Here is a 22,699-nt window from a genome sequence, read left to right as displayed (position 1 = left end):
CTACACTGCACGCAGGTTTCTCTGACGTGGATGGCAAAATGATTAGCGGCGTGTTGTATGCCCTGCTGGCGGGTTTGATGTGGGGGCTGATTTTTGTCGGGCCGTTGATTGTCCCGGAATACCCGGCGGTGCTGCAGTCGATGGGGCGCTATCTGGCGCTGGGGCTGATCGCCCTGCCGCTGGCGTGGCTGGGCCGGGCGCGTCTGCGCCAGCTGACTCGCCGCGACTGGGGCATCGCGCTGGGCCTGACCATGATGGGCAATATTATCTATTACGTCTGCCTGGCGAGCGCCATTCAGCGCACCGGCGCGCCGGTCTCGACCATGATTATCGGCACGCTGCCGGTGGTGATCCCGGTGTTCGCCAATCTGCTGTACAGCCAGCGCGACGGCAAACTGGCGTGGGCAAAAATGGTACCTGCGCTGGTCTGTATCGCCATCGGGCTGACGCTGGTGAATATCGCCGAGCTGCGCCACGCGAATGTGGGCGAGTTTGACGGCTGGCGTTACGGTTCCGGGATTTTGCTGGCGTCGGTGTCGGTGGTCTGCTGGGCGTGGTATGCCCTGCGCAATGCCCGCTGGCTACGGGAGAATCCGGATAAGCATCCGATGATGTGGGCAACCGCCCAGGCGCTGGTGACGCTGCCGGTTTCGCTGCTGGGCTATGCGGCGTCTTGCTGGTGGCTGGGAGTGCAACAGCCGGAATTTGCGCTGCCGTTTGGCCCGCGTCCGTGGCTGTTTGTCGGCCTGATGGTGGCGATTGCGGTGCTGTGCTCGTGGGTCGGAGCGCTTTGCTGGAATATCGCCAGCCAGAAACTGCCGACGGTGATCCTCGGGCCGTTGATTGTCTTCGAAACTCTGGCCGGGCTGCTTTATACCTTCCTGATGCGCCAGAGCGTGCCGCCGCTGTTAACGGGGTGCGGGATTGCGCTGCTGGTGGTGGGGGTGGAGATCGCGGTCAGAGCGAAACCGGAAAAACCGACGGTGGTTCCGGTGGCCGAAATGTAAAAAAAAGCCCGGTGGCGCTGCGCTTACCGGGCCTACGAGTTGGATTTGGTGTTGGTGGGCCGGATAAGCGCAAGCGCCACCGGGCCAACGAGTTGGATTTGTTTTGGTAGGCCGGATAAGCGCAAGCGCCATCCGGCATCTGTCAGAAGGTTTCCCAGTGAGCTTCGTTCACCGTCGCCACAGGCCTGGCTTTCGGCGAATGGGTTTTCACCGGTGCCGCTTTCACCGCCTGACCGCGGGTGATTTTAAACACCGCCACCGCTTCGTTCAGACGCGCGGCCTGATCTTCCAGCGCTGCCGCTGCGGCTGCTGATTCTTCCACCAGCGAGGCGTTCTGCTGGGTCACGCGATCCATCTCCGCCACCGCCTGACCCACCTGGTCAATACCGCGGCTCTGCTCATCGGACGCCGAGGCGATTTCGCCCATGATGTCGGTCACGCGGGTTACGGCATTCACGATCTCCGCCATGGTCTCCCCGGCCTGATTCACCAGCGCCGAACCGGCGTTGACGCGATCGCCCGAATCATCAATCAGCCCTTTGATCTCTTTCGCCGCCTGAGCGCTGCGCTGCGCCAGGGTACGAACTTCACCTGCCACCACCGCAAAACCACGGCCCTGCTCGCCTGCGCGCGCGGCTTCTACCGCCGCATTCAGCGCCAGAATGTTGGTCTGGAAGGCAATGCCGTCGATGACGTTGGTGATCTGGGCAATTTTGCTGGAGCTGGTGGCGATCTCATCCATCGTGCGCACCACGCCTTCCACCACGCTGCCGCCTTTTTTGGCGGTGGTCGAAGCGTCCAGCGCCAGACGGGACGCCTGACGGGCGTTGTCGGCGTTTTGCTTCACGGTGGCGGTCAGCTGTTCCATGCTCGCGGCGGTCTCTTCCAGCGATGCGGCCTGCTGCTCGGTACGGGAGGAGAGATCGTTGCTGCCGGCAGAAATTTCGCCCGCGCCGGTGTAGATGGTGTCAGCCCCTTCTCGCACCACGCCAACGGTGTTCGCCAGCGCGGTTTGCATCTCCTGCACGTTACGCGCCAGTACCGCCATTTCATTTTTGCCGTGGGCGTCGATCGGCTGCGTCAGATCGCCCGCCGCAATCGCGCGGATATGGCTGATGACGTCATGCAGCGGAAGCAACAGCACGCGGCGCATCGCAATCCAGCTGGTGACAATCACCGCCACGACCACCAGCATAATGGCGGAGAGGATCCACAGGATGCGGGTGTAGTCGCTTTCGTTGTCCTGAATGCCTTTGCTGGTCAGTTTCGCCTGCGCTTCGCGCCACTCGCGATACACTTTTTGCATCGAGGTCTGCTTCTGTTCAGCGTTTTGCTTGAACATATCTTCCAGATTGCCCTGCGCCAGCAAGGTGTTCATTTGCGTCAGGGTCGCGGAGTAGAGGCGATATTGCTCTTCCAGCTGGCTGGAGAGCTTTTCGTCCATCCCCGGCGTTTCCGGCAGAGCGTAGTATTTGTCGTAATGGCTCTGCGCGTCGGCCAGCAGGTTTTTCGCCGTGCCGACCAGCTCGTTCAGCTGTCCGCCGTTGATCTGGCTGGCGACGCTGCTCTGTAAGCGGAGCATCCCGCGGTTGAGGGTCACTCGCGCCTGGTTGAGGCTGATCCAGGCGTCGGTAAATTCCGCCACGTTCTGGCTGGAGAGCTGAGAAACGGTGAAATTGTCTTTGTCGTTATTCAGGGCATTGATGAATACCCCGGCGGAGATCAGCTGGACGGCGCCCAGCCCGAGCAACACCGAGATCAAGAGGGTGATGACTTTTATACGTTTAAACATGCGATGCCTTTAGTTATATGCAGGATTTTGTCTGACCTGTATCTATCGGCAGGGGCGCGGGGTTGTTTAACGTGATGTCGGGCGCGAGAAGCCCGATCGCGGAATTTTTTAAATCCATTCAGCAAGTTAATACTTCAAAATAATTGTGACGCACATCTCATTATTGCCGCTGCCACCAAAGAGTTATAGCCCCGACTTAAAGATGCATTTAGTATGCATCTTATATTCTTGATGATGAGGTAACTGCTATGGCCTTTCGCGACCAACCTTTAGGCGAGCTGGCGCTCTCCATTCCCCGCGCATCTGCGCTGTTTCGCCAATACGATATGGATTACTGCTGCGGCGGTAAACAAACGCTGGCGCGTGCGGCTCTGCGCAAAGAGCTGGATATTGACGTAATTGAAGCCGAGCTGGCGCGACTCGCTGAGCAGCCCATCGAGAAAGACTGGCGCAGCGCGGCGCTGGCGGAGATCATTGACCACATTATCGTGCGTTACCACGACCGCCACCGCGAACAGCTGCCGGAATTGATTTTGCAGGCGACCAAAGTTGAGCGCGTGCATGCCGATAAAGCCTCCGTCCCGCGCGGGCTGGCGAAATACCTGACCATGCTGCATGAAGAGCTCTCCAGCCATATGATGAAAGAGGAGCAGATCCTGTTCCCGATGATCAAACAGGGCATGGGCAGTCAGGCGATGGGGCCGATCAGCGTGATGGAGAGTGAGCATGACGACGCGGGTGAACTGCTGGAAGTGATCAAGCACACCACCAATAACGTGACGCCACCGGCGGATGCCTGCACGACATGGAAAGCGATGTACAACGGCATCAACGTATTGATTGACGATCTGATGGAACACATCAGTCTGGAAAATAACGTCCTGTTCCCGCGCGCATTAGCCGGGGAATAAAAAAAAGCCCGGTGGCGGCTTCGCCTTACCGGGCCTACATTTCGTGCATTTTTTGTCTTCGTAGGCCGGATAAGCGAAGCGCCATCCGGCATCAGAATTTCGTGCATTTGTCGCCTTCGTAGGCCGGATAAGCGCAGCGCCATCCGGCAACAGACTTAACGCACGCCTGCCATACGTTTCTTACCGATAAACAGCCAGCCTAACCCCAGCGCGATGAACCACAGCGGCGTCACAATCAGCGCCTGACGGGTGTCATCTTCCAGCGTCAGCAGAACCAGCACGAACACGAAGAACGCCATGCAAACCCAGCACATCAGCTTACCGAGCGGCATTTTGTAGATCGATTTTTCATGCAGCTGTGGACGCTGTTTGCGGTACACCAGGTACGAGCAAAGGATAATCGTCCAGACAAACATGAACAGGATCGCGGAAACCGTGGTGATCATGGTGAACGCGCCAATCACGCTCGGGTTGACGTACAGCATCACCACACCGCCCAGCAGGCAGATGCAGGAGAAAGTCAGCCCTTTTGCCGGTACGGCGCGTTTGGAGAGCTTCGCGAATGCGCTCGGCGCCACGCCTTCCTGCGCCAGACCGAACAACATACGGCTGGTCGAGAACACGCCGCTGTTGGCAGACGAGGCCGCAGAGGTCAGCACCACGAAGTTAATCAGGCTTGCTGCCGCTGGCAGACCCACCAGCACGAACAGTTCGACGAACGGGCTCTTGGTTGGGACAACCGAGCTCCACGGCGTCACGGACATAATCACGATCAGCGCGAAAACGTAGAACATGATGATACGAATCGGAATCGAGTTAATCGCGCGCGGCAGGGATTTCTCCGGATCTTTGGTTTCCGCCGCGGTGGTGCCCACCAGCTCGATGCCCACGAAGGCGAAGACCGCAATCTGGAAGCCAGCGAAGAAGCCGCTCAGCCCTTTCGGGAACCAGCCGCCGTCATTCCACAGGTGCGTAAAGGAAGCCTGCACGCCGGTCGGTGACTGGAAGTGCGTCAGCACCATCACCAGGCCCACGACAATCAGCCCGACGATAGCGACGATTTTGATCATCGCGAACCAGAACTCCATCTCACCGAACATTTTCACGGTGGCGAGGTTGAGGCTCAGCAGCAGGACAATCACCGCAAGGGACGCCACCCAGTCGGAAAGGCCGGGGAACCAGAACTGCGCGTAAGCGGTGATGGCGACGACGTCAGCCATACCGGTGACGACCCAGCAGAACCAGTAGGTCCAGCCGGTAAAGTATCCCGCCCACGGGCCGAGCAGGTCGGAGGCGAAGTCGCTGAAGGATTTGTATTCGAGATTCGAGAGCAGCAATTCACCCATTGCCCGCATCACGAAGAACAGCATAAAACCGATGATCATATAGACGAAGATGATCGACGGCCCGGCAAGGCTGATGGTTTTGCCCGACCCCATGAACAGCCCCGTGCCGATGGCACCGCCGATGGCGATAAGCTGAATATGACGGTTTGTGAGATTGCGCCGTAGCGACTGTTCAGACGATGCCTCTTCGTCGGCAACGACTTTTACCTGATCTACCATGTGATTTTTTCCTGTTTGTGCCTGTCTGTGTTGTTAAGGCTCTTCTGGCCTTTAAATACGTCAATACATGACGGTCCCCGTAAAAGGACTCATCGATAGTAGGTAAGAATCGGCGGGATGAATACTATGAAATAGATATTATGTTAATAAAATGTTTAAAGTGAGTGTCATATCACTCATACAACGCGAAACAGCTCACAAAAATACACACAACTCAGCTGTTTGCAAGATTAAATGTTGATATCGGCGTAACTATAGGTTTTCTCACTATTTCCTCTCCCGCAACGGGAGAGGAAATGCGTATGCCGATTACAGGATTTCCAGCAGCTCGACTTCAAACACCAGGGTGCTGAATGGCGGGATGGACGCGCCAGCGCCACGCTCGCCGTAAGCCAGGTTCTGCGGGATAGTCAGTTCCCATTTGGAACCGACCGGCATCAGGGTCAGCGCTTCGATCCAGCCTGGGATCACGCCGTTGACCGGGAATTCAGCCGGTTCGCCGCGCGCCACGGAGCTGTCGAACACGGTGCCGTCGATCAGTTTGCCGGTGTAGTGCACGCGCACGTGGTTAGTGCGAGCCGGGATTGCGCCTTCGCCCTGAGTGATCACGCGGAACTGCAGGCCGGATTCGGTGCTGTTCACGCCCTCTTTCTCACGGTTTTCTTCCAGGTATTTCACGCCTTCAGCGGCCATTTCTTCGAAACGCTCGCGACGAACGGCATCTGCACGCTCGTGAACTTCACGCAGTGCGCGGTGCACAACGTCTACCGGTACAGCCGGGTGTTTGCCTTCCAGCGCGTCAGCGATACCCGCCACCAGTGCTTCAGGTAACAGTCCTTCCAGGCCGGATTCGCTCAGCTGCTGTCCTACCTGCAAACCGATACCGTAGCTTGCCTGCGCTTCGATAGTGTCAAAAGTCGGGGTGGTCATGGGTTTTCCTTCCATCACATTTAAAGTAGCGGGCAGCATATCAGCCACGCCCTTATGGGTAAAACTTTGTCTTAAGTTAAGATGACAAACTGCGGCGAAACAGAAACAATAGGGGCGACCAGGTGTTTTCCTAAACATGAGTCACACGAGTCGGGTTTACTACGCCATTCAGGCAGTTAGCAGACTATACTTCTCAGGACAGGATTATAATGATGCGGAGCAGGAGGAGAGCCATGCCCGGGCGATTTGAACTGAAACCTACCCTGGAGAAAATCTGGCATGCGCCGGACAATTTTCGCATCATGGATCCGCTGCCGCCGCTGCACCGCCGAGGCATTATTATTGCCGCGCTGGTGGTGGTGATCGGGTTCCTGCTTCCTTCTGGCGATGACAGCAGCGATGCGCAGCCCGTGAGCCGCAACGCGCAGCTGGACATTCAGTCGCAGTCCCGGCCGCAGCCCGATCAACAGCCGATGCAGACGCAGCTGGTCACGCCGTCCAACGATCCGGATCAAGTCGCGCCGGTCTCCCCGGAACCGGTTCAGGAAGAGCAGCCGCAGGAACAAGCCGCCGCGCCCGTTCGGTCCCAGGCGCAACAGCCGCCAGGGATTGATCAGCAGTGGCGCGCCTACCGCGTCGAGCCGGGTAAAACCATGGCGCAGCTGTTCCGCGACCATAATCTGCCGCCGACCGATGTCTATGCGATGGCGCAGGTAGAAGGCGAAGGAAAACCCCTCAGTAACTTGCAGAATGGCCAGATGGTGCAGATTCGCCAGAACGCCAGCGGCGTCGTGACGGGCCTGACGATTGATACCGGAAACGGGCAGCAGGTGCTGTTTATGCGTGAGCAAAACGGCAACTTTATGCGCGTGAAATAATCGAGGTGCCCGGTCGCGCTGACCGGGCGTTCGCATCAGACGGTTTTTTTCGCCTTATTCACCCACCAGATCCCCGAGCAGACCAGCACCAGCGCGATAGCGTATTTGATGTCCAGAATGTTTTCCCCAAGGAAAATGGCCGACAGCACGGTACCGGCAACGGGAATAACAAAGTTGAACGGCGCGATCATGCTGACGCGGTTCACTTTGAGCAGCATACTCCAGAGGGCAAAGGCCACGGACGACAGCAGCGTCAGGTAGCCGAGCACCGCCACCGCCGCCGTGCTGTGCACTTCCAGCGTTCCGCCCGTCAAGTAGCCCCCCACCACCAGCGCCAGCCCGCCAATAGCAAGTTGCCAGCCGGTCATCACCGTCGGGTCGACGGTTTGCGAAATCCGTTTTCCGTACAGCGTGGCGGCAGAGAGAATAAACGCCGCCAGCACCACAAAACCGTCGCCCTTCCAGACAAAGTGGAAATCCATCAATCCGCTGTTGAAGTTCACCAGCATCACGCCCGCAAAGCCGAGAATACAGCCGATGGTTTTGTTATAGCTGAGCTTGTCGTTTTGATAGATAAAGTGCGCCAGCAGCACGCTGAAGAAGGTCCCGGTCGCGTTCATGATCGAGCCTTTTACGCCTGTGGTGTACGCGAGGCCCACATAGAAGAAAACGTACTGGATTGACGTTTGGGTCAGGCCCAGCAGCGTCAGCTGTCCAAACTGCCGTGGCGTGAGCCGGGCAATGGGCTTGCGCTGGGCGAGGGCAAACATCAGCAATATCAGACCGGCGAAGAGAAAACGGTAACCAGCGAAGACCACTTTCGACGGAATATCGTCGGTGGCAATCTGGAAAAGTTCGTAGCCGCTTTTGATCGCCGGATAAGAGCTTCCCCACAACAGGCAGCAGAGCGTGGCGCTGGCGTAGGCGATTTTCTTACGGGCAAACAGGGATACGGGTTGAGGGGCGTCCATAGCAAATCTCAGAGATAAAATGGCGTTTCATTTATTATCAGGGAATGCGACGGGAATAGCTACCATACAAGATGCAGGGTGTGATTTTGGCGGGGCTTAAAAAACAAAACGCCGGCACAAGGCCGGCGCTTCAAACGCTAACAGAGTAAAAAATTACTCAGCTACAACGTTAACAACCAGTTTAGCGAACACTTCGCTGTGAACCTGGAAGTCCACTTCGTGCTCACCAGTGGTACGCAGAACGCCGTTCGGCATGCGAACTTCGCTCTTAGCCACTTCAACGCCAGCTGCAGTTACAGCGTCAGCGATGTCGCGAGTACCGATAGAACCGAACAGTTTACCTTCGTCGCCAGATTTAGACGCGATGGTAACGGTGCCCAGTGCATTGATTGCTTCAGCACGAGCATTAGCAGCCGCCAGAACGTCAGCCAGTTTGGCTTCCAGTTCAGCACGACGTGCTTCGAAAAACTCTACGTTTTTCTTAGTAGCTGGAACAGCTTTACCCTGTGGAACCAGGAAGTTACGTGCGTAACCCGCTTTAACGTTAACCTGATCACCCAGGCTGCCCAGGTTTGCTACTTTATCAAGCAGAATAACTTGCATTACCTTATCCTCTTAAAGTCGTATTAATGGACCGTGCCCGATTACTGATGACGATCAGTGTACGGCAGCAGGGACAGGTAGCGAGCGCGTTTGATAGCGCGAGCCAGCTGACGCTGATATTTTGCACGAGTACCGGTGATACGGCTTGGGACAATCTTACCGCTTTCGGTGATGTAGTTTTTCAGCGTTGCGATATCTTTATAGTCGATCTCTTGAACGCCTTCCGCGGTGAAACGGCAGAACTTGCGACGACGGAAATAACGTGCCATATGGCTAGTCTCCAGAATCTATCAAATCAATCTGCTCGGCATGCAGAACCATTTTGCTCAGGCCGTTCTTTGCCTTGTGGCAAGAGATGAACCCCTGAACGGTGACTGCACAGCCGACCGTTATACTGTGAGTAATGGCCTGGTTTTCGTGTCCGCTAATAATAACGGGCATTTGGCACCACGCCTGCCGGTGAAACCCGGCTTCCTCCTGCACAGAACGATGCTCAAGCACGAACTGGCAATGAGGAATTCCTGATGGGCTGACCTTACGAAGGGGGGTCCTGCACACGGTACCGGACAACACCAGGCGGTTGGTCATCAGAAATTACTCTTCAGAATCCCCAGCATCAGAATCATCTGCGGTTTCGTTTGCGAAATCATCGCGACGCTCACGGCGCTCGTCTTTCGCTTTAACCATCGGAGATGCTTCGGTAACTGCGTTCTTAGTACGCATTACCATGCTGCGGATAACGGCGTCGTTGAAGCGGAAGTTAGTTTCCAGCTCATCGATCGCTTCCTGCGGAGCTTCAACGTTCAGCAGAACGTAGTGAGCTTTGTGCAGTTTGTTGATCGGGTAAGCCAGCTGACGGCGGCCCCAGTCTTCCAGACGGTGGATCGTACCTTCTGCTGCAGTGATTGCACCAGTGTAACGTTCGATCATACCCGGAACCTGTTCGCTCTGGTCAGGATGGACCATAAAAACGATTTCGTAATGACGCATCGAATTGCTCCTTACGGATTATTCAGCCTCCTGTCTGGGTCAGCCGCGGCCCATGGAGGCAAGGAACGTGTTAAAGGGCGGCCGAAAAATTGACGCGTCATTCTAATTGCGAACCCCCAAAAACTCAAGCTGATTGCACAAATAATTCGCACAAACCGTGAAGCGGGTCTAAGTAGATGATTTAAAATTAGACACATCGAAAAGCGCGACTTTTTTGAACAACAGCATCAGAAATGGTCGCCATTCGCCACACTATTAGCGATTACACTTTAATCAGACCCTATCCCCGGTGAAAAGGAGAGGAAAAACCGTCACACAGCACGCAGTCGTGGAGCGCATATCATGAAAAAAATCGTAATAGCCATTCTGGCTGCGCTTTTGCTCAGTGCAAACGCGATGGCAGCCATCAAGATCGACGGTCGACAGGCCAGAAATATGGATGATGTGCAGAGCTTAGGTGTCATTTACATAAACCATAATTTCGCCACCGAAAGTGAAGCAGATCAGGCGCTGAATGAAGAGACCGATGCACAGGGCGCACAGTATTACCACGTAATACTGACCCGCGAGCCCGGTAGCAACGGCAACATGCATGCCAGCGCAGATATCTATCGATAAGACTTTGACGTTAGCACCAGGAAAGCCAACAACGAGAATATAGCCATAGTTTGACTTGCCCCCTGCCCGGGGGCTTTTTTTATTTCTGCCCGTAGTAGGCGTTCGGACCGTGTTTACGCTGGTAATGTTTGTTCATCAGATAGCTGTCGATGGGCTGAAGCTGCGGGTTGATCCCGCGCGCAATCCACGCCATTTTCGCCACCTCTTCCATCACCACCGCATTGTGCACCGCATCGTGCGCACTTTTGCCCCACGCGAACGGACCATGCTGCCAGACAACAATCCCCGGCGTATGCAGCGGTTCACGCTCACCGATCGTCTCGATAATCACTTTCCCGGTGTTGAGCTCATACTCGCCCTGCACTTCCTCTTCGGTTAACGCCCGGGTACAGGGGATATCACCAAAGAAATAGTCCGCGTGCGTGGTGCCCAGCGCCGGAATCGCCAGCCCGGCCTGCGCCCAGGCCGTCGCATGGGTGGAGTGGGTATGCACCACGCCGCCGAGGGATGGATAGCGGCGATAGAGCGCCAGATGGGTAGCGGTATCCGAAGAGGGATTCCATTTCCCCTCGATGACGTTGCCGTCGAGATCCACCACCACCATATCCTCTGGCCGCATGACGTCATACGCCACGCCGCTGGGTTTGATTGCCACCATCCCGCGTTCACGATCGATCGCGCTCACGTTGCCCCAGGTAAAGGTCACCAGGCCGTAGCGCGGCAGATCCATATTGGCGTCAAACACCTGCTGTTTAAGCTGCTGCATGAGAAGCCTCCAGCAGTCCCGCCTGTTCCATCCGCTCGCGAACCCAGTCGCGGGCTTTCGCCACTTCGGCAATCGGGTCGTCTGACGTTTCACTCCACATCTCAATCAGATACGGTCCGCAGTAACCGCTCTGTTTGAGCGTCCGGAAGCACTGTTCGAAATCCACCACTCCGGTGCCGAAGGGTACATTTTTGAAAACGCCTGGACGCGTGTCTTTGACGTGAACCGCCACGATATGTCCGCGCCCGGCCTGCAGTTCCATCTGCACGTCGTTGTCCCATGCCGAAAGATTGCCGATGTCAGGGTAGATCTGGAACCACGGATTATTGAGATAATGCGCGTAGCCCAGCGCCTTGCTGATGGAGTTCATCAGCGGATAATCCATGATCTCCATTGCCAGCGTCACCTGCGCACGGCTGGCCATCTCGACGCTCTCCTTCAGCCCCTCACGAAAACGACGGCGCGTTTCGTCGTTGGCTTCCTGATAGTAAACGTCATAGCCTGCCAGTTGGATCACGCGAATACCGACATCCTGCGCGAAGGTGATGGCTTTGCGCATGATCTCCAGGCCCTGGTTGCGAACCCCGTCGTCCTCGCTGCCGAGCGGAAAACGGCGATGTGCACTCAGGCACATCGACGGCACGCGCACGCCGGTTTCCGCTACCGCATTGACCAACGCCAAACGTTGTTCACGGCTCCAGTCGAGACGAGAAAGGCGTAAATCCGTCTCGTCCACGGACATTTCAACAAAATCGAATCCCTGCTTTTGCGCCAGCAGCAGGCGCTCAAGCCAGCACTCCCCCGCAGGGAGCGCCTTTTCATAGATACCCAGCGGGACCTGTTTCGATAACATACCCGCTCCTTAGCCCCACAGCTGGGCGATGGAACGTTTGAACTGACGCGCCGCTTCGACCGGAGAAGCGGCATCACGAATACTGCGCCCGGCGATGAAGACGTGAATCGGGATGCCTTTAAACAGCGGTAAATCTTCCAGCGCCAGGCCGCCCGTCACGGTGACTTTAAAGCCCATATCCGAAAGACGTTTAATCGCGCTGATATCGGCATCACCCCAGGCCACACCCGCCGCCTGTGCGTCGCGGCTGCGGTGATAAACCACCTGCTGAATGCCCGCGTCATGCCACTCCTGCGCCTGTTCCCAGGTCCAGTATCCGGTGAGTTCAATCTGCACATCGCCGTTGAACTGTTTCGCCACTTCCAGCGCGCCTTTGGTGGTGTTGATATCCGCACAGCAGATCACCGTCACCCAGTCGGCGTTAGCTTCAAAGCACATCCGCGAAAGGATTTTTCCGGCATCGGCGATTTTGGCGTCTGCCAGCACGATTTTGTGCGGGTAAAGGGCTTTCAGATCGCGCACGGCGCGAACGCCTTCTCCGACGCAAAGAATGGTACCGACTTCGATGATGTCCACTTCTTCCGCAATCAGGCGCGTGGTTTCATACGCATGGGCCATCGTTTGGTTATCCAGCGCGACCTGCAACATCGGTAATGACATATTCAATTCCCTCTTAAACTGCCGCCGCATTGGCGTGATCGATTAAATCCAGCACGTCCTGCTCGGTACGGCAGGCGCGTAAACGGTCGAAATTGGCTTCATCATCAAACAGATTCACGATCTGCATGATGCCCACTTCCTGATGGGTGGTGGCATCGACCGCCGCCATAGTGATCAGGATATCGACCGGGTCGTTGTCTTCATGGTTAAACACCAGCGGTGTTTTCAGCGTGACCAGCGCGAAGCCGGTTTTTTTGACGCCCTCTTCCGGGCGGCCGTGCGGCATCGCAAGACCTGGGGCAATGACGAAGTACGGGCCGTGCTGCGCCACGCCGTCGAGAATGGCCTGGTAATAGCGCGGCTCAACCACATCTGCCTTAACCAGTAAATCGACGCCCAGTTTGACGGCCTCCTGCCAGGTGCTGGCCTCGGCCTGGAGCTGGATGGAACGGTTCTCCGCCAGCGAATCACGTAATTTCATCTCCCGTCCTTATTTGATATCACCGGGGAAGTGCTCTTTGATGACGTCCATCAGCTTCGGACCGAAATCCGCGGCGGAGAGCATATTGCGCACGCCCACCACGTACTTATTGCCCGTCACGGTGATTTCGCCGGCGATATGCGTGGAGGCAATGATGATATCCGCCCCGCTCAGCTCGCTCTTGTACTCACCCACGGCGCAGCTATTCACCGAATGATCAACGCCCTGCCCGGTGAGAAACTGGTCCACTTTCATTTTCATGATCATGGAGCTGCCCTGCCCGTTACCACACACTGCCAGAATACGTACGGTCATAATCAAAACTCCTTGTTAGGCAGAGTGCTCTGCCAGCTGTTTCTCAGCGTCTTCTTCAGCGCGTAATGTGCGCCCCGCGAAGACCATATAAACCAGTGCAATCAGGATAATGACGGCCATAAAGACGATGCCGACAGAGGCGAAGCCCTGCATCATCGGCGGTGCCAGAATCGACCAGTCCGCCATGCCCATCCAGGCGCTCATGCCGGTCAGCTTGACCGCCCACACGCAGCCAAAGATTTCGATCATCCCCATCACCAGGCAAATCTTGAGCGCCGCGCGCCAGCCACCGAAGTGGTTAGCGAACACGCCGATAGTGGCGTTGGAGAAGAACATCGGAATAAAGCCTGGAATGATCAGAATGGAGGAGCCACAGCCGACCAGAATGCCAACCGCAATCAGCTGGCCGATGGTGCCCCACATAAAGCCCCACACCACGGCGTTCGGCGCAAAGCTATAAATAGCCGCACAGTCAATCGCCAGAACGGCGCCAGGAATCAGTCGCTGAGAGATGCCGTTGAAGGCCTCGGAAAGCTCAGCCACAAACATACGCACGCCCTGGGTGATGATGAAAATCGCCACCGCGAACTGGAAGCCGGTCTGCAGAATGTAGATCGTCCAGTGAGTTTTCCCGGCCATCGCCTGCACCACGTCAATGCCGAAGGAGAGCAGAATCGCGCCGAAGAAAATGGTCATCACAATCGCCGTGGAGACGATATTGTCGTGGAAAATGTTCAGCCAGCCGGGGAGCTTGAGGTCTTCCACGCTCTCCTCTTTTTTGCCAAGGAAAGGCGCGACTTTATAGGCAATCCAGGAGGCGAACTGCTGCTGGTGACCAATGGAAAAACCGCAGCCGTCGGTCACTTCCTGCGTCGGCTTGTACATCATGTTGGAGGTGATGCCCCAGTAGAGCGACACCAGCACCGCCGTGCAGATGATGGTGGTCCACATCGGGTAGCCGAAGATAAAGAAGAAGACCGCGATCAGCCCCGCCTGCTGGAACATGATGTGCCCGGTCAGCATGATAGTGCGAATACCGGTAATGCGACGCAGCAGAACGTAGGTAATGTTAAGGGCCAGCGCCAGCAGGACCGCGTATCCCACCCAGCTATAGGCTTCACCCATGCGATCAATGGTCGCCATCATGGAGGCGTAGGTGTCGGAGATAGCGCCGTTAATGCCGTAAACTTCCGACATTTTGGCGACAACAGGCTTAAACGTGCTGGTTAAAATACCGGAACCTGCCTGCAGCAGCATAAAACCGATAATGGTTTTGATGGTGCCCTTAACAATCACGCTCGCGCTTTTGCGTAACAGGATATAGCCGAGACACGTCACAATACCCAGCAACAGCGGCGCATTGGTCATTACCTGATTGAAGAAGACGGTAAAGACGCTGTAGAGGATTTCCATAACACACTCCAGAAAGTGAGGGTACGAAGGACAAACTGCGTAAGAGAAGTGCCCTCACTCTAGTAATCACAAATAATCACCACAAGATTGCATTTGATTATTTGTGACGCGCCACGCAAATTATTTCCCTGTGCTTCATAATGATTTTCATTTCACACTTACCAGCCTTAATTTATTCTTTTAATTTAAGTAATTAACAATGATTTCAAACGAAAAAATGGATTCCCACCCGTCTGTTAGTACGACTTGTTACATCTCTTAATTTGCAAAATCGTCGTTGCAATGCTGATTTAATGGTGACAACATAAATCACAACGAGTCATTTTGTGATTAATTATGATTAATGAGGGAGTCAAACGATGAGTAAAGTGAAATCCATCACCCGTGAATCATGGATCCTGAGCACCTTCCCGGAATGGGGCAGCTGGCTGAATGAAGAGATCGAGCAAGAGCAGGTCGCACCGGGTACTTTTGCGATGTGGTGGCTGGGCTGCACCGGGATTTGGCTGAAATCAGAAGGCAGCGCCAACATCTGCGTCGATTTCTGGTGCGGTACCGGCAAACAGAGCCACGGCAATCCGCTGATGAAAGACGGCCACCAGATGCAGCGCATGGCAGGCGTCAAAAAACTCCAGCCGAACCTGCGTACCACGCCGTTTGTGCTGGATCCGTTCGCCATTCGTCAGATCGATGCGGTGCTCTCGACTCACGATCATAACGATCATATCGACGTCAACGTGGCCGCCGCCGTCATGCAAAACTGCGCCGACGATGTGCCGTTCATCGGGCCGCAAACCTGTGTGGATCTGTGGATTGGCTGGGGCGTGCCGAAAGAGCGCTGCATTGTGATGAAGCCGGGCGACGTGGTGAAAATCAAAGACGTGGAGATCCATGCTCTTGATGCGTTTGACCGCACCGCGTTGATCACCCTCCCTGCCGACCAGAAGGCGGCGGGCGTTCTGCCGGATGGTATGGACCAGCGCGCGGTAAACTATCTGTTCAAAACGCCGGGCGGTTCGCTGTATCACAGCGGCGATTCTCACTACTCCAACTACTATGCGAAACACGGGAACGAGCATCAGATCGATGTGGCGCTGGGCTCCTATGGCGAAAACCCGCGCGGAATCACCGACAAAATGACCAGCGCCGATATGCTGCGCATGGCGGAAGCGCTCAACACCAAAGTGGTGATCCCGTTCCACCACGATATCTGGTCAAACTTCCAGGCCGATCCGCAGGAGATCCGCGTTCTGTGGGAGATGAAAAAAGACCGCCTGAAATATGGCTTCAAGCCGTTTATCTGGCAGGTGGGCGGCAAATTTACCTGGCCGCTGGATAAAGATAATTTCGAATATCACTACCCGCGCGGCTTCGATGATTGCTTCACCATTGAACCGGATCTGCCATTTAAATCGTTCCTGTAATCACGGAGCGGCGATCGCCAGGCCAGTGCGCCTGGCGATTCTCTTTTTGCTTAGTATTTTCAGGCTATTTCAAATATCATCTTTTAAAATCAATTTTTTTCGGAATAGCTCATGACGGAAGCGCAACGGCATCAAATCTTACTGGAACTCCTGGCACAAAAAGGTTTTGTCACCGTCGAACAAGTGATTGATCGTCTTGAAATATCCCCCGCTACGGCGCGTCGCGATATCAATAAGCTCGATGAGAGCGGTAAGCTCAAGAAAGTGCGCAATGGCGCAGAGGCCATCAGCCAGCAGCGCCCGCGCTGGACGCCAATGAATATTCATCAGGCGCAGAATCACGATGAGAAAGTGCGTATTGCCCGCGCTGCGTCGCAGCTGGTGAATCCCGGTGAAAGCGTGGTGATTAACTGCGGCTCGACGGCCTTTCTACTGGGACGTGAGATGTGCGGGAAGCCGGTGCAAATCATCACTAACTATCTGCCGCTGGCGAACTATCTGATCGACCAGGAGCACGAAAGCGTGGTGATCATGGGCGGCCAGTACAACAAGAGCCAGTCCATCACCCTCAGCCCACAGGACAGCGAAAACAGCCTGTACGCCGGGCACTGGATGTTCACCAGCGGCAAAGGGCTCACTGCGGACGGGCTGTACAAAACCGATATGCTCACGGCGATGGCGGAGCAGAATATGCTCAACGTCGTCGGGAAACTGGTGGTGCTGGTCGACAGCAGCAAAGTGGGCGAGCGCGCCGGAATGCTGTTCAGCCGCGCCGAACAGATCGACATGGTGATCACCGGTAAAAGTGCCAATCCGCAGATCCTGCAAAAACTTGAGGATCTGGGCGTCAAAATCCTGCGCGTTTAGAGGTGCTGGCGGAAAAACGCAGTGGTGGCATCCAGCGCCGTGGGCGTGATGCGGTGCCGCACGCCCGCCTCCCACAGGCAGGTGAGATGGCTATCTAACCCCTCACGCACCAGCGCCTGCTGTAAACGGAACGTCTCAGCGGCAGGCACGATATCATCGGCCTCGCCGTGCCAGAGCAGCAGCGGGCGGTCCGCCAGATGCGGCAGCGCGTGAGTCACGTCCCAACCAGCGAGCGAAGCCTGGACGGCGTCGATATCCTGCGCCTGCGGCGGAAACAGCGTTTGGGAAAGCGTCGAAAAATAGCCCGAGCCCATTAAGCTTGCCACGCACTTCACTTCCGGGTGGCGTGCCATAATTCCCAGCGCGGTCATGCCACCCATCGACGCTCCGGCGACGGCAAGACGTTCATCGTCCACCAGCCCCGCCTGATAGAGCGCATCGCATAGCCCGGAAAACTCACCCAGGCTGCCCTGTAAGATTTGCCAGAACTGGCCCAACCGCGCCTGCTCGTCACCCGAAAAGCGCGAGCCGTGATCGGGTGCATCGGGCATCACCACGCGAAATCCCGCCTGTGCCAGCGCGACGGCAAAGTAGCTGTAAACCAGTTTTGATGAGGTAAACCCATGATAAAAAATAACAACAGGCAACGGTTGCTCACGCATTCCGGCCGGGAATGCGTGTAAAATCTCGTGGTCACCAAGCCGCTGCGTTTTAAGTTCAATCATGGTCGATCCTCTTTCTAATGGGTGATTCATAATGTTGAGAACTGGATTACGCTTTCACGCTATTTTCATTCGAAAATGACGTCACAGATAACAGTTTGGGAACATTCCCCCAAAAGGAAATTCGCAGACATCTACACTATGGCTATCAGGAAACGAGATATGGTTATGCGCAGGTTCGCTGCTTTATTGCTGGTGCTGCTGGTCACAGGCTGTAGCGTGCTGGAAGGAACACCTCAGCCCGCTCCGCCGGCCACCAGCCATCCTCAGGAAATTCGTCGTAATCAGACCGAAGGATTACAGCGAATGGGTACGGTCAGCACGTTAGTTCGTGGCTCACCGGCGGATGCCGAGGATGACATCAGAGCGAAAGCTGTCGCCGCAAAAGCAGATTACTACGTCATCATTATGGTGGATGAAACCATCATTACCGGACAGTGGTACTCGCAAGCCATTCTGTATCGCAAATAACTAACTGTCAGCATTTAAACGACATTTACACTGCTTTGCGTCCATAGACGTTTTCCTGTCCACAATAAACTCCATGCCTGTGACAATGGAAGTGAGTTTATTTGCGAAGGATTGCCCGGCGGATACCGGAGACATGTGAAATGGAGCTGACAATGAAACGATCTCTTGCTTTGACCTCACTGCTGCTCTCAGCTGGGCTGATGAGCACCACCGCGCAGTCGGCAGAGTTTGCCAGTGCTGATTGCGTCACAGGCTTAAATGAAATTGGCCTGATCTCCGTGAATAACATTTCAGGGAGCCCGCAGGACGTTGAACGTGTGATTGCCTTTAAAGCGGATGAGCAGGGCGCGTCCTGGTATCGCATTATCCAGATGCAGGAAGACAGACAGGTCGATCAGTGGCGGGTGCAGGCGATTCTTTACGCCTGACCGCGCCGATAAACCCGTCCGTCTGATGCCTTAACCCACTCTCCCCGTGGCGCGGAGCAGCAGGTCATTTTGCACCTGCTCGCTCAGGAGCGTACTTCCGCGAGGATCCAGCATCATGCGACACCAGGCTTGTGCCACAGGCGGAGAGGCGTGTCGCAGCATTTGCGCTCCGGCTCCCAGTAGATAGAGTTGCTGCGTGATCTCCCGGCCCTGCGCCTCCTGCGGTTTCCGCAATTTTTGCTGCAACTGTCGCCAGCCGCGATCGAAATGGCGATCCTGGCCTTTTACCTGCGCGAAGTCATCGTGCAGTACATCCTGAATCCCCGACTGTTTCGCCAGCACCCGCAGTACATCCAGACACATGATATTGCCCGAGCCTTCCCAGATGCTGTTCACCGGCATTTCCCGGTAAATGCGCGGCAGCTCGCTCTCTTCGCAATACCCGACGCCGCCCAGCACTTCCATCGCCTCGGCGACAAACGGGATGCCCCCTTTGCAGACGCTGTATTTTGCCGCGGGCGTGAAGAGCCGCGCCCATGCGGATTCTTGCGAATCTTCCCGACGATCCCAGGCGCGCGCCAGGCGGAACAGCAGCGCAGTTTGCCCTTCGAGCTGGAGCGCCATCCGGCTCAGGACGTCGCGCATCAGGGGCTGATCGACAAGATTTTTGCCAAACGTCTGCCGCTGATGGGCGTGATACAGGGCGACCGACAGCGCGCGGCGCATCAGCCCGTGGCTGCCCAGCGCACAGTCAAAGCGCGTCAGCCCACCCATCTTCAGGATCTGGCGCACGCCCTCACCCTCTTCGCCCAGCAGCCAGCCCGAGGCGTTCATCAACTCGACTTCACTGCTGGCGTTCGAGCGATTGCCGAGCTTGTCTTTCAGACGCTCCAGCCGGACTTCATTGCGCTGTCCGTCGGGCAGAATGCGCGGCACGAAAAAGCACGATAACCCGCCGTGCGCCTGGGCCAGCACCAGATGGGCATCGCTTTGCGGCACAGAGAAAAACCACTTATGCCCTATCAGCCGATAGCTGCCGTCGCTGCACTTTTCTGCCCGCGTGGTGTTGCTCAACACATCCGAGCCGCCCTGTTTTTCGGTCATGCCCATGCCGATCAACAGCCCGCGTTTCTGCGCGCCGGAGGCAAGATGGGGATCGTAACGGTCACTCATCAGCGGCGAGAGCCAGTCGTGGAAAGGTTTGGGCAGCGACTGCTGGAGAAGCGGCGTGGCGGCAAAGGTCATGGTAATCGGGCAAAGCGTTCCGGCCTCGACCTGCGCGTGAAGCACAAACCGCGCGGCACGGGCGACAAACGACCCTTTGCGGGCTTCGTCTTCCCAGGCCAGATTGTGGACCCGATTGGCGCACAGCCCCTGCATCAGCAGGTGCCACGCCGGGTGAAAGCGCACATCGTCCAGCCGCTCCCCGCGCGGATCGTAACGCAATAGCTCCGGCGGATTAGCGTTGGCGAGGCGGCCCAGTTCGAGCGATTCCGCCGTGCCTAACTGCTGGCCGATGCTGGCGAGAAATTCGCTGTCCCACTCAGCGCCTTCCCGCGCCACTGCGTCGTGCAGGGCGCAATCGGACAGAAACAGATTGCTGTTCGACAGCGGTACAGGCTGGTTAAAAACCGTGTGTGTCTGCCAGTGCATATGTGTCCCTCCTTCAATGGCAATGAAGGTAAGTATGGACAGAGCACGGGGCGGCTGCATGGGAGTCGGGTCACAGGGTGGCGATCTACCTGAAATCATTCGTGAATCAGGTCACACAACATAAGAATAAACTATTTCACGCGGACCAATCTGTTGAATAATTTATTCTCATCTTCCGAGAGAGAATCATTATGCACTCTTCCCAACGTGCGCCGGATGCGCACAAGCGCGCTTTAATTGCAGGCTCGATTGGCAACTTCATCGAATGGTATGAATTCGCGGTGTATGGCTTTATGGCCACCGTCATTGCGAAGAACTTCTTCCAGCTTGAAGGCGAAGCGGGGATGACCAGCCTGATCCTCACCTACGCCTCGTTCGCAATCGCCTTCTTCTTCCGCCCGCTCGGCGCGGTGGTGTTCGGTCGTATTGGCGACCGCATCGGCCGTAAGCCGACGCTGATTATCGTCCTGGTGCTGATGACACTTGCCACTGCCGCTATCGGCATGGTGCCGGTATACGCCAGCATCGGCATTGCCGCGCCGCTGATCATCACCGGACTGCGCATCCTGCAAGGGCTGTTTGCCGGTGGTGAATATGGCGGAGCGGTGTCGCTGATGACCGAGTTTGCGCCGCGCGGCAAACGCGGGCTGTACGGCGCATGGCAATCCTTTACCGTGGCGCTCGGTCTGCTGGCAGGCGCAGGTATCGTCGCCCTGCTCTCGGCGGTGATGACGCCAGAAGCGCTGCATGACTGGGGATGGCGCATTCCGTTCTTCCTCGCCCTGCCGATGGGCGTGGTTGCCCTGTGGCTGCGCGTCAGCATGGAAGAGACACCGAGTTTTGTGCAGCAGAAAGAGAAACCGGTCGTCGCCCGGGCGCAGACTGCCGCAACGCTGAAAGCGATCGTGATGGGAATTGGCCGCGTGATGGTATGGTCTGCCGCCGGGTATACCTATCTGGTGATTATGCCGACTTACCTGCAATCCGCGCTGCACACGGGCTTTAACCAGGCGCTGCTAATTGCGGTGATTTCGAATATCGGGTTTGCGCTGACGATTATTCCGTCGGGGATACTGAGCGACCGCATCGGGCGACGCACGGTGATGGTGATTGCCACTGCGCTGCTGCTGATCCTCGCCCTGCCGCTGCTGAAGATTTTGCAGCTGGAGTCCAGCACGCTGGCGGTGAAAGCGATGGTGGTGCTGATTGCGGGCGGTCTGGTCGGAATGCTGGCGGGGCCGGGTCCGGCGATGCTGTCGGAGATGTTCCCGACGCGCGTGCGTTATACCGGGCTGGGGCTGGCCTATTCGCTGTCGAACGCGATCTTCTCGGGCTGTGCGGGTTTGATTATTACCGGATTGATTAAGCAGACGGGGAATCTGGATATTCCGGCGTATTACGTGATGGCGACGGCGGTGGTGAGTATTGTCGCGCTGATGACGCTCAAGAAAGACGACCATCTTCGGTCGCTGGAGGAGTAGCCTTTGCGCCCGGTGGCGCTACGCTTACCGGGCCTACAGGATCGTGCATTTGTAGGCCGGGTAAGGCGAAGCCGTCACCCGGCAACATACGGCATGGTCGCGCTTTTGTAGGCCGGGTAAGGCGCAGCCGCCACCCGGCAAAAACACCATCACCCGCGCTGACGCACCGCTTCGAACAGGCAAATACCTGTTGCCACAGACACGTTCAGAGACGAAACGCTGCCCGCCATCGGAATGCTGATCAGCTCGTCGCAATGCTCGCGCGTCAGACGGCGCATCCCTTCCCCTTCAGCCCCCATCACCAGCGCCATACGGCCAGTCATTTTGCTCTGATACAGGGTATGGTCGGCTTCGCCAGCGGTGCCAACGATCCAGATGTTCTCTTCCTGCAGCTGACGCATGGTGCGCGCCAGGTTGGTCACGCGGATCAGCGGTACGTTTTCCGCCGCGCCGCAGGCCACTTTCTTGGCCGTGGCGTTCAGCTGTGCAGAACGATCGCGCGGCACAATCACCGCATGGACGCCCGCCGCATCAGCGCTACGCAGGCATGCGCCGAGGTTGTGCGGATCGGTCACGCCGTCGAGGATCAGGAAGAACGGGTTATCCAGCTGGGCAATCAGATCCGGCAGATCGTTTTCCTGGTACTGACGACCCGGTTTCGCACGGGCGATAATGCCCTGGTGAACGGCTCCCTCGCTTTTCTCATCGAGGAACTGGCGGCTCGCCAGCTGAATCACCACGCCCTGGGCTTCCAGAGCATGGATCAGCGGCAGCAGACGTTTATCCTCACGCCCTTTCAGAATATAAACTTCCTGAAAACGCTCCGGGGCGCGCTCCAGCAGGGCCTGCACCGCATGGATGCCGTAAATCATTTCACTCATTGATGGTTCTCGTTAATTG

General features: G+C 56.5%; 26 protein-coding genes. 9 read left to right on the top strand and 17 right to left on the bottom strand.

Annotation, left to right across the window (positions count from 1 at the left end; all coding sequences use genetic code 11):
* The first annotated feature begins 38 nt into the window (after positions 1-38).
* The gene (locus U9O48_RS02615) at positions 39-1,007 is read left to right on the top strand and encodes a DMT family transporter (protein WP_324724370.1); all 969 of its coding nucleotides are present in this window, start codon (positions 39-41) and stop codon (positions 1,005-1,007) included.
* 142 nt (positions 1,008-1,149) lie between these two features.
* Here U9O48_RS02615 and U9O48_RS02610 read toward each other — a convergent pair whose 3' ends face one another.
* Complete coding sequence (locus tag U9O48_RS02610; RefSeq protein WP_324723455.1) at positions 1,150-2,799, bottom strand: methyl-accepting chemotaxis protein; 1,650 nt, start codon at positions 2,797-2,799, stop codon at positions 1,150-1,152.
* Between the two features lie 248 nt (positions 2,800-3,047).
* Between U9O48_RS02610 and ytfE the strand changes: the two genes are divergently transcribed.
* Positions 3,048-3,710 (top strand): iron-sulfur cluster repair protein YtfE, encoded by a 663-nt coding sequence (gene ytfE / locus U9O48_RS02605; RefSeq protein ID WP_282493331.1) that lies wholly within the window; start codon positions 3,048-3,050, stop codon positions 3,708-3,710.
* A gap of 155 nt (positions 3,711-3,865) precedes the next feature.
* Here the strand turns inward: ytfE and cycA are convergent, their stop codons facing one another.
* Together cycA and fklB are read right to left on the bottom strand one after the other, a co-directional pair.
* The gene (gene cycA, locus U9O48_RS02600; protein WP_285145730.1) at positions 3,866-5,275 is read right to left on the bottom strand and encodes a D-serine/D-alanine/glycine transporter; all 1,410 of its coding nucleotides are present in this window, start codon (positions 5,273-5,275) and stop codon (positions 3,866-3,868) included.
* 309 nt (positions 5,276-5,584) lie between these two features.
* Entirely contained in the window at positions 5,585-6,205 is a 621-nt protein-coding gene (gene fklB, locus U9O48_RS02595; protein ID WP_174348693.1) for an FKBP-type peptidyl-prolyl cis-trans isomerase, read from the bottom strand.
* Positions 6,206-6,438: 233 nt separating this feature from the next.
* Here fklB and U9O48_RS02590 point away from each other — a divergent pair, with 233 nt between their 5' ends.
* Positions 6,439-7,083: an OapA family protein gene (locus tag U9O48_RS02590; protein ID WP_324723454.1), complete on the top strand. Its 645-nt coding sequence runs from the start codon at positions 6,439-6,441 to the stop codon at positions 7,081-7,083.
* A gap of 35 nt (positions 7,084-7,118) precedes the next feature.
* Here U9O48_RS02590 and U9O48_RS02585 read toward each other — a convergent pair whose 3' ends face one another.
* From U9O48_RS02585 to rpsF, 5 genes are all read right to left on the bottom strand, one after another.
* On the bottom strand, positions 7,119-8,054 hold the full coding sequence (locus U9O48_RS02585) for a DMT family transporter (protein WP_324723453.1): 936 nt from the start codon (positions 8,052-8,054) through the stop codon (positions 7,119-7,121).
* A gap of 153 nt (positions 8,055-8,207) precedes the next feature.
* Positions 8,208-8,657, bottom strand: coding sequence for a 50S ribosomal protein L9 (gene rplI / locus U9O48_RS02580; protein ID WP_059179941.1), 450 nt, complete (start codon positions 8,655-8,657; stop codon positions 8,208-8,210).
* Positions 8,658-8,698: 41 nt separating this feature from the next.
* A complete protein-coding gene (gene rpsR / locus U9O48_RS02575; RefSeq protein ID WP_000135199.1) occupies positions 8,699-8,926 on the bottom strand; it encodes a 30S ribosomal protein S18 in 228 nt (75 codons plus the stop codon).
* A gap of 4 nt (positions 8,927-8,930) precedes the next feature.
* Positions 8,931-9,245 carry a primosomal replication protein N gene (priB, locus tag U9O48_RS02570; RefSeq protein ID WP_100777875.1) on the bottom strand — a complete coding sequence of 105 codons (315 nt, stop codon included), beginning with the start codon at positions 9,243-9,245 and terminating at the stop codon, positions 8,931-8,933.
* A gap of 6 nt (positions 9,246-9,251) precedes the next feature.
* Complete coding sequence (gene rpsF, locus U9O48_RS02565) at positions 9,252-9,647, bottom strand: 30S ribosomal protein S6 (protein ID WP_011915632.1); 396 nt, start codon at positions 9,645-9,647, stop codon at positions 9,252-9,254.
* Positions 9,648-9,989: 342 nt separating this feature from the next.
* On the opposite strand from rpsF, the gene yjfY reads away from it, so the two are divergent.
* Positions 9,990-10,265, top strand: coding sequence for a DUF1471 family protein YjfY (gene yjfY, locus U9O48_RS02560; protein WP_285145727.1), 276 nt, complete (start codon positions 9,990-9,992; stop codon positions 10,263-10,265).
* A gap of 79 nt (positions 10,266-10,344) precedes the next feature.
* Here the strand turns inward: yjfY and U9O48_RS02555 are convergent, their stop codons facing one another.
* From U9O48_RS02555 to ulaA, 6 genes are read right to left on the bottom strand one after another with little or no spacing between them, the layout of a single operon-like run.
* Positions 10,345-11,031: an L-ribulose-5-phosphate 4-epimerase gene (locus U9O48_RS02555; RefSeq protein ID WP_324723450.1), complete on the bottom strand. Its 687-nt coding sequence runs from the start codon at positions 11,029-11,031 to the stop codon at positions 10,345-10,347.
* Positions 11,018-11,884 (bottom strand): L-ribulose-5-phosphate 3-epimerase, encoded by an 867-nt coding sequence (locus tag U9O48_RS02550; RefSeq protein WP_324723449.1) that lies wholly within the window; start codon positions 11,882-11,884, stop codon positions 11,018-11,020. Before U9O48_RS02550 ends, U9O48_RS02555 begins: the two co-directional genes overlap by 14 nt.
* Positions 11,885-11,893: 9 nt before the next feature.
* A complete protein-coding gene (ulaD, locus tag U9O48_RS02545) occupies positions 11,894-12,544 on the bottom strand; it encodes a 3-keto-L-gulonate-6-phosphate decarboxylase UlaD (RefSeq protein WP_324723448.1) in 651 nt (216 codons plus the stop codon).
* A 13-nt stretch (positions 12,545-12,557) separates the two neighbouring features.
* Complete coding sequence (ulaC, locus tag U9O48_RS02540; protein WP_282493321.1) at positions 12,558-13,025, bottom strand: PTS ascorbate transporter subunit IIA; 468 nt, start codon at positions 13,023-13,025, stop codon at positions 12,558-12,560.
* Between the two features lie 9 nt (positions 13,026-13,034).
* Entirely contained in the window at positions 13,035-13,340 is a 306-nt protein-coding gene (gene ulaB / locus U9O48_RS02535) for a PTS ascorbate transporter subunit IIB (RefSeq protein ID WP_282493320.1), read from the bottom strand.
* A gap of 15 nt (positions 13,341-13,355) precedes the next feature.
* Positions 13,356-14,753, bottom strand: coding sequence for a PTS ascorbate transporter subunit IIC (ulaA, locus tag U9O48_RS02530; RefSeq protein WP_282493319.1), 1,398 nt, complete (start codon positions 14,751-14,753; stop codon positions 13,356-13,358).
* Positions 14,754-15,112: 359 nt separating this feature from the next.
* On the opposite strand from ulaA, the gene ulaG reads away from it, so the two are divergent.
* Together ulaG and ulaR are read left to right on the top strand one after the other, a co-directional pair.
* Positions 15,113-16,177, top strand: a complete 1,065-nt coding sequence (gene ulaG / locus U9O48_RS02525; RefSeq protein WP_285153581.1) for an L-ascorbate 6-phosphate lactonase — start codon at positions 15,113-15,115, stop codon at positions 16,175-16,177.
* Between the two features lie 111 nt (positions 16,178-16,288).
* Positions 16,289-17,044: an HTH-type transcriptional regulator UlaR gene (ulaR, locus tag U9O48_RS02520; protein ID WP_103947877.1), complete on the top strand. Its 756-nt coding sequence runs from the start codon at positions 16,289-16,291 to the stop codon at positions 17,042-17,044.
* Here the strand turns inward: ulaR and yjfP are convergent.
* Positions 17,041-17,769, bottom strand: coding sequence for an esterase (gene yjfP, locus U9O48_RS02515; RefSeq protein WP_285150336.1), 729 nt, complete (start codon positions 17,767-17,769; stop codon positions 17,041-17,043). The genes ulaR and yjfP overlap by 4 nt on opposite strands.
* A 138-nt stretch (positions 17,770-17,907) precedes the next feature.
* On the opposite strand from yjfP, the gene bsmA reads away from it, so the two are divergent.
* Positions 17,908-18,237, top strand: a complete 330-nt coding sequence (gene bsmA, locus U9O48_RS02510; RefSeq protein ID WP_285145721.1) for a biofilm peroxide resistance protein BsmA — start codon at positions 17,908-17,910, stop codon at positions 18,235-18,237.
* A gap of 152 nt (positions 18,238-18,389) precedes the next feature.
* Positions 18,390-18,665, top strand: a complete 276-nt coding sequence (gene yjfN, locus U9O48_RS02505) for a DUF1471 family protease activator YjfN (RefSeq protein ID WP_282493315.1) — start codon at positions 18,390-18,392, stop codon at positions 18,663-18,665.
* A gap of 30 nt (positions 18,666-18,695) precedes the next feature.
* On the opposite strand, the gene U9O48_RS02500 is transcribed toward yjfN, so the two are convergent.
* Positions 18,696-20,318, bottom strand: a complete 1,623-nt coding sequence (locus U9O48_RS02500; protein ID WP_285150335.1) for an isovaleryl-CoA dehydrogenase — start codon at positions 20,316-20,318, stop codon at positions 18,696-18,698.
* Positions 20,319-20,509: 191 nt separating this feature from the next.
* Between U9O48_RS02500 and U9O48_RS02495 the strand changes: the two genes are divergently transcribed.
* Complete coding sequence (locus U9O48_RS02495; RefSeq protein WP_282493313.1) at positions 20,510-21,799, top strand: MFS transporter; 1,290 nt, start codon at positions 20,510-20,512, stop codon at positions 21,797-21,799.
* A gap of 149 nt (positions 21,800-21,948) precedes the next feature.
* Here U9O48_RS02495 and rlmB read toward each other — a convergent pair whose 3' ends face one another.
* A complete protein-coding gene (gene rlmB / locus U9O48_RS02490; protein ID WP_095280487.1) occupies positions 21,949-22,680 on the bottom strand; it encodes a 23S rRNA (guanosine(2251)-2'-O)-methyltransferase RlmB in 732 nt (243 codons plus the stop codon).
* Positions 22,681-22,699: the final 19 nt, after the last annotated feature.

The sequence above is a fragment of the Lelliottia sp. JS-SCA-14 genome (assembly GCF_035593345.1).
Classification (GTDB): Bacteria; Pseudomonadota; Gammaproteobacteria; order Enterobacterales; family Enterobacteriaceae; genus Enterobacter; species Enterobacter wanjuensis.
Note: the sequence above shows the minus strand (reverse complement) of the source record. Positions and strands in the feature narration are given on the sequence as shown.

Coding starts and splice junctions, on each gene's coding strand:
- ulaD (WP_324723448.1), bottom strand. CDS start 12,544: ATGTCATTACCGATGTTGCAGGTCGCGCTGGATAACCAAACGATGGCC.
- U9O48_RS02615 (WP_324724370.1), top strand. CDS start 39: ATGATTAGCGGCGTGTTGTATGCCCTGCTGGCGGGTTTGATGTGGGGG.
- ulaG (WP_285153581.1), top strand. CDS start 15,113: ATGAGTAAAGTGAAATCCATCACCCGTGAATCATGGATCCTGAGCACC.
- U9O48_RS02585 (WP_324723453.1), bottom strand. CDS start 8,054: ATGGACGCCCCTCAACCCGTATCCCTGTTTGCCCGTAAGAAAATCGCC.
- U9O48_RS02590 (WP_324723454.1), top strand. CDS start 6,439: ATGCCCGGGCGATTTGAACTGAAACCTACCCTGGAGAAAATCTGGCAT.
- ulaR (WP_103947877.1), top strand. CDS start 16,289: ATGACGGAAGCGCAACGGCATCAAATCTTACTGGAACTCCTGGCACAA.
- rlmB (WP_095280487.1), bottom strand. CDS start 22,680: ATGAGTGAAATGATTTACGGCATCCATGCGGTGCAGGCCCTGCTGGAG.
- priB (WP_100777875.1), bottom strand. CDS start 9,245: ATGACCAACCGCCTGGTGTTGTCCGGTACCGTGTGCAGGACCCCCCTT.
- U9O48_RS02610 (WP_324723455.1), bottom strand. CDS start 2,799: ATGTTTAAACGTATAAAAGTCATCACCCTCTTGATCTCGGTGTTGCTC.
- rpsR (WP_000135199.1), bottom strand. CDS start 8,926: ATGGCACGTTATTTCCGTCGTCGCAAGTTCTGCCGTTTCACCGCGGAA.
- fklB (WP_174348693.1), bottom strand. CDS start 6,205: ATGACCACCCCGACTTTTGACACTATCGAAGCGCAGGCAAGCTACGGT.
- ytfE (WP_282493331.1), top strand. CDS start 3,048: ATGGCCTTTCGCGACCAACCTTTAGGCGAGCTGGCGCTCTCCATTCCC.
- rplI (WP_059179941.1), bottom strand. CDS start 8,657: ATGCAAGTTATTCTGCTTGATAAAGTAGCAAACCTGGGCAGCCTGGGT.
- ulaC (WP_282493321.1), bottom strand. CDS start 13,025: ATGAAATTACGTGATTCGCTGGCGGAGAACCGTTCCATCCAGCTCCAG.
- U9O48_RS02550 (WP_324723449.1), bottom strand. CDS start 11,884: ATGTTATCGAAACAGGTCCCGCTGGGTATCTATGAAAAGGCGCTCCCT.
- ulaA (WP_282493319.1), bottom strand. CDS start 14,753: ATGGAAATCCTCTACAGCGTCTTTACCGTCTTCTTCAATCAGGTAATG.
- U9O48_RS02500 (WP_285150335.1), bottom strand. CDS start 20,318: ATGCACTGGCAGACACACACGGTTTTTAACCAGCCTGTACCGCTGTCG.
- ulaB (WP_282493320.1), bottom strand. CDS start 13,340: ATGACCGTACGTATTCTGGCAGTGTGTGGTAACGGGCAGGGCAGCTCC.
- cycA (WP_285145730.1), bottom strand. CDS start 5,275: ATGGTAGATCAGGTAAAAGTCGTTGCCGACGAAGAGGCATCGTCTGAA.
- yjfY (WP_285145727.1), top strand. CDS start 9,990: ATGAAAAAAATCGTAATAGCCATTCTGGCTGCGCTTTTGCTCAGTGCA.
- yjfP (WP_285150336.1), bottom strand. CDS start 17,769: ATGATTGAACTTAAAACGCAGCGGCTTGGTGACCACGAGATTTTACAC.
- yjfN (WP_282493315.1), top strand. CDS start 18,390: ATGAAACGATCTCTTGCTTTGACCTCACTGCTGCTCTCAGCTGGGCTG.
- U9O48_RS02555 (WP_324723450.1), bottom strand. CDS start 11,031: ATGCAGCAGCTTAAACAGCAGGTGTTTGACGCCAATATGGATCTGCCG.
- U9O48_RS02495 (WP_282493313.1), top strand. CDS start 20,510: ATGCACTCTTCCCAACGTGCGCCGGATGCGCACAAGCGCGCTTTAATT.
- rpsF (WP_011915632.1), bottom strand. CDS start 9,647: ATGCGTCATTACGAAATCGTTTTTATGGTCCATCCTGACCAGAGCGAA.
- bsmA (WP_285145721.1), top strand. CDS start 17,908: ATGGCTATCAGGAAACGAGATATGGTTATGCGCAGGTTCGCTGCTTTA.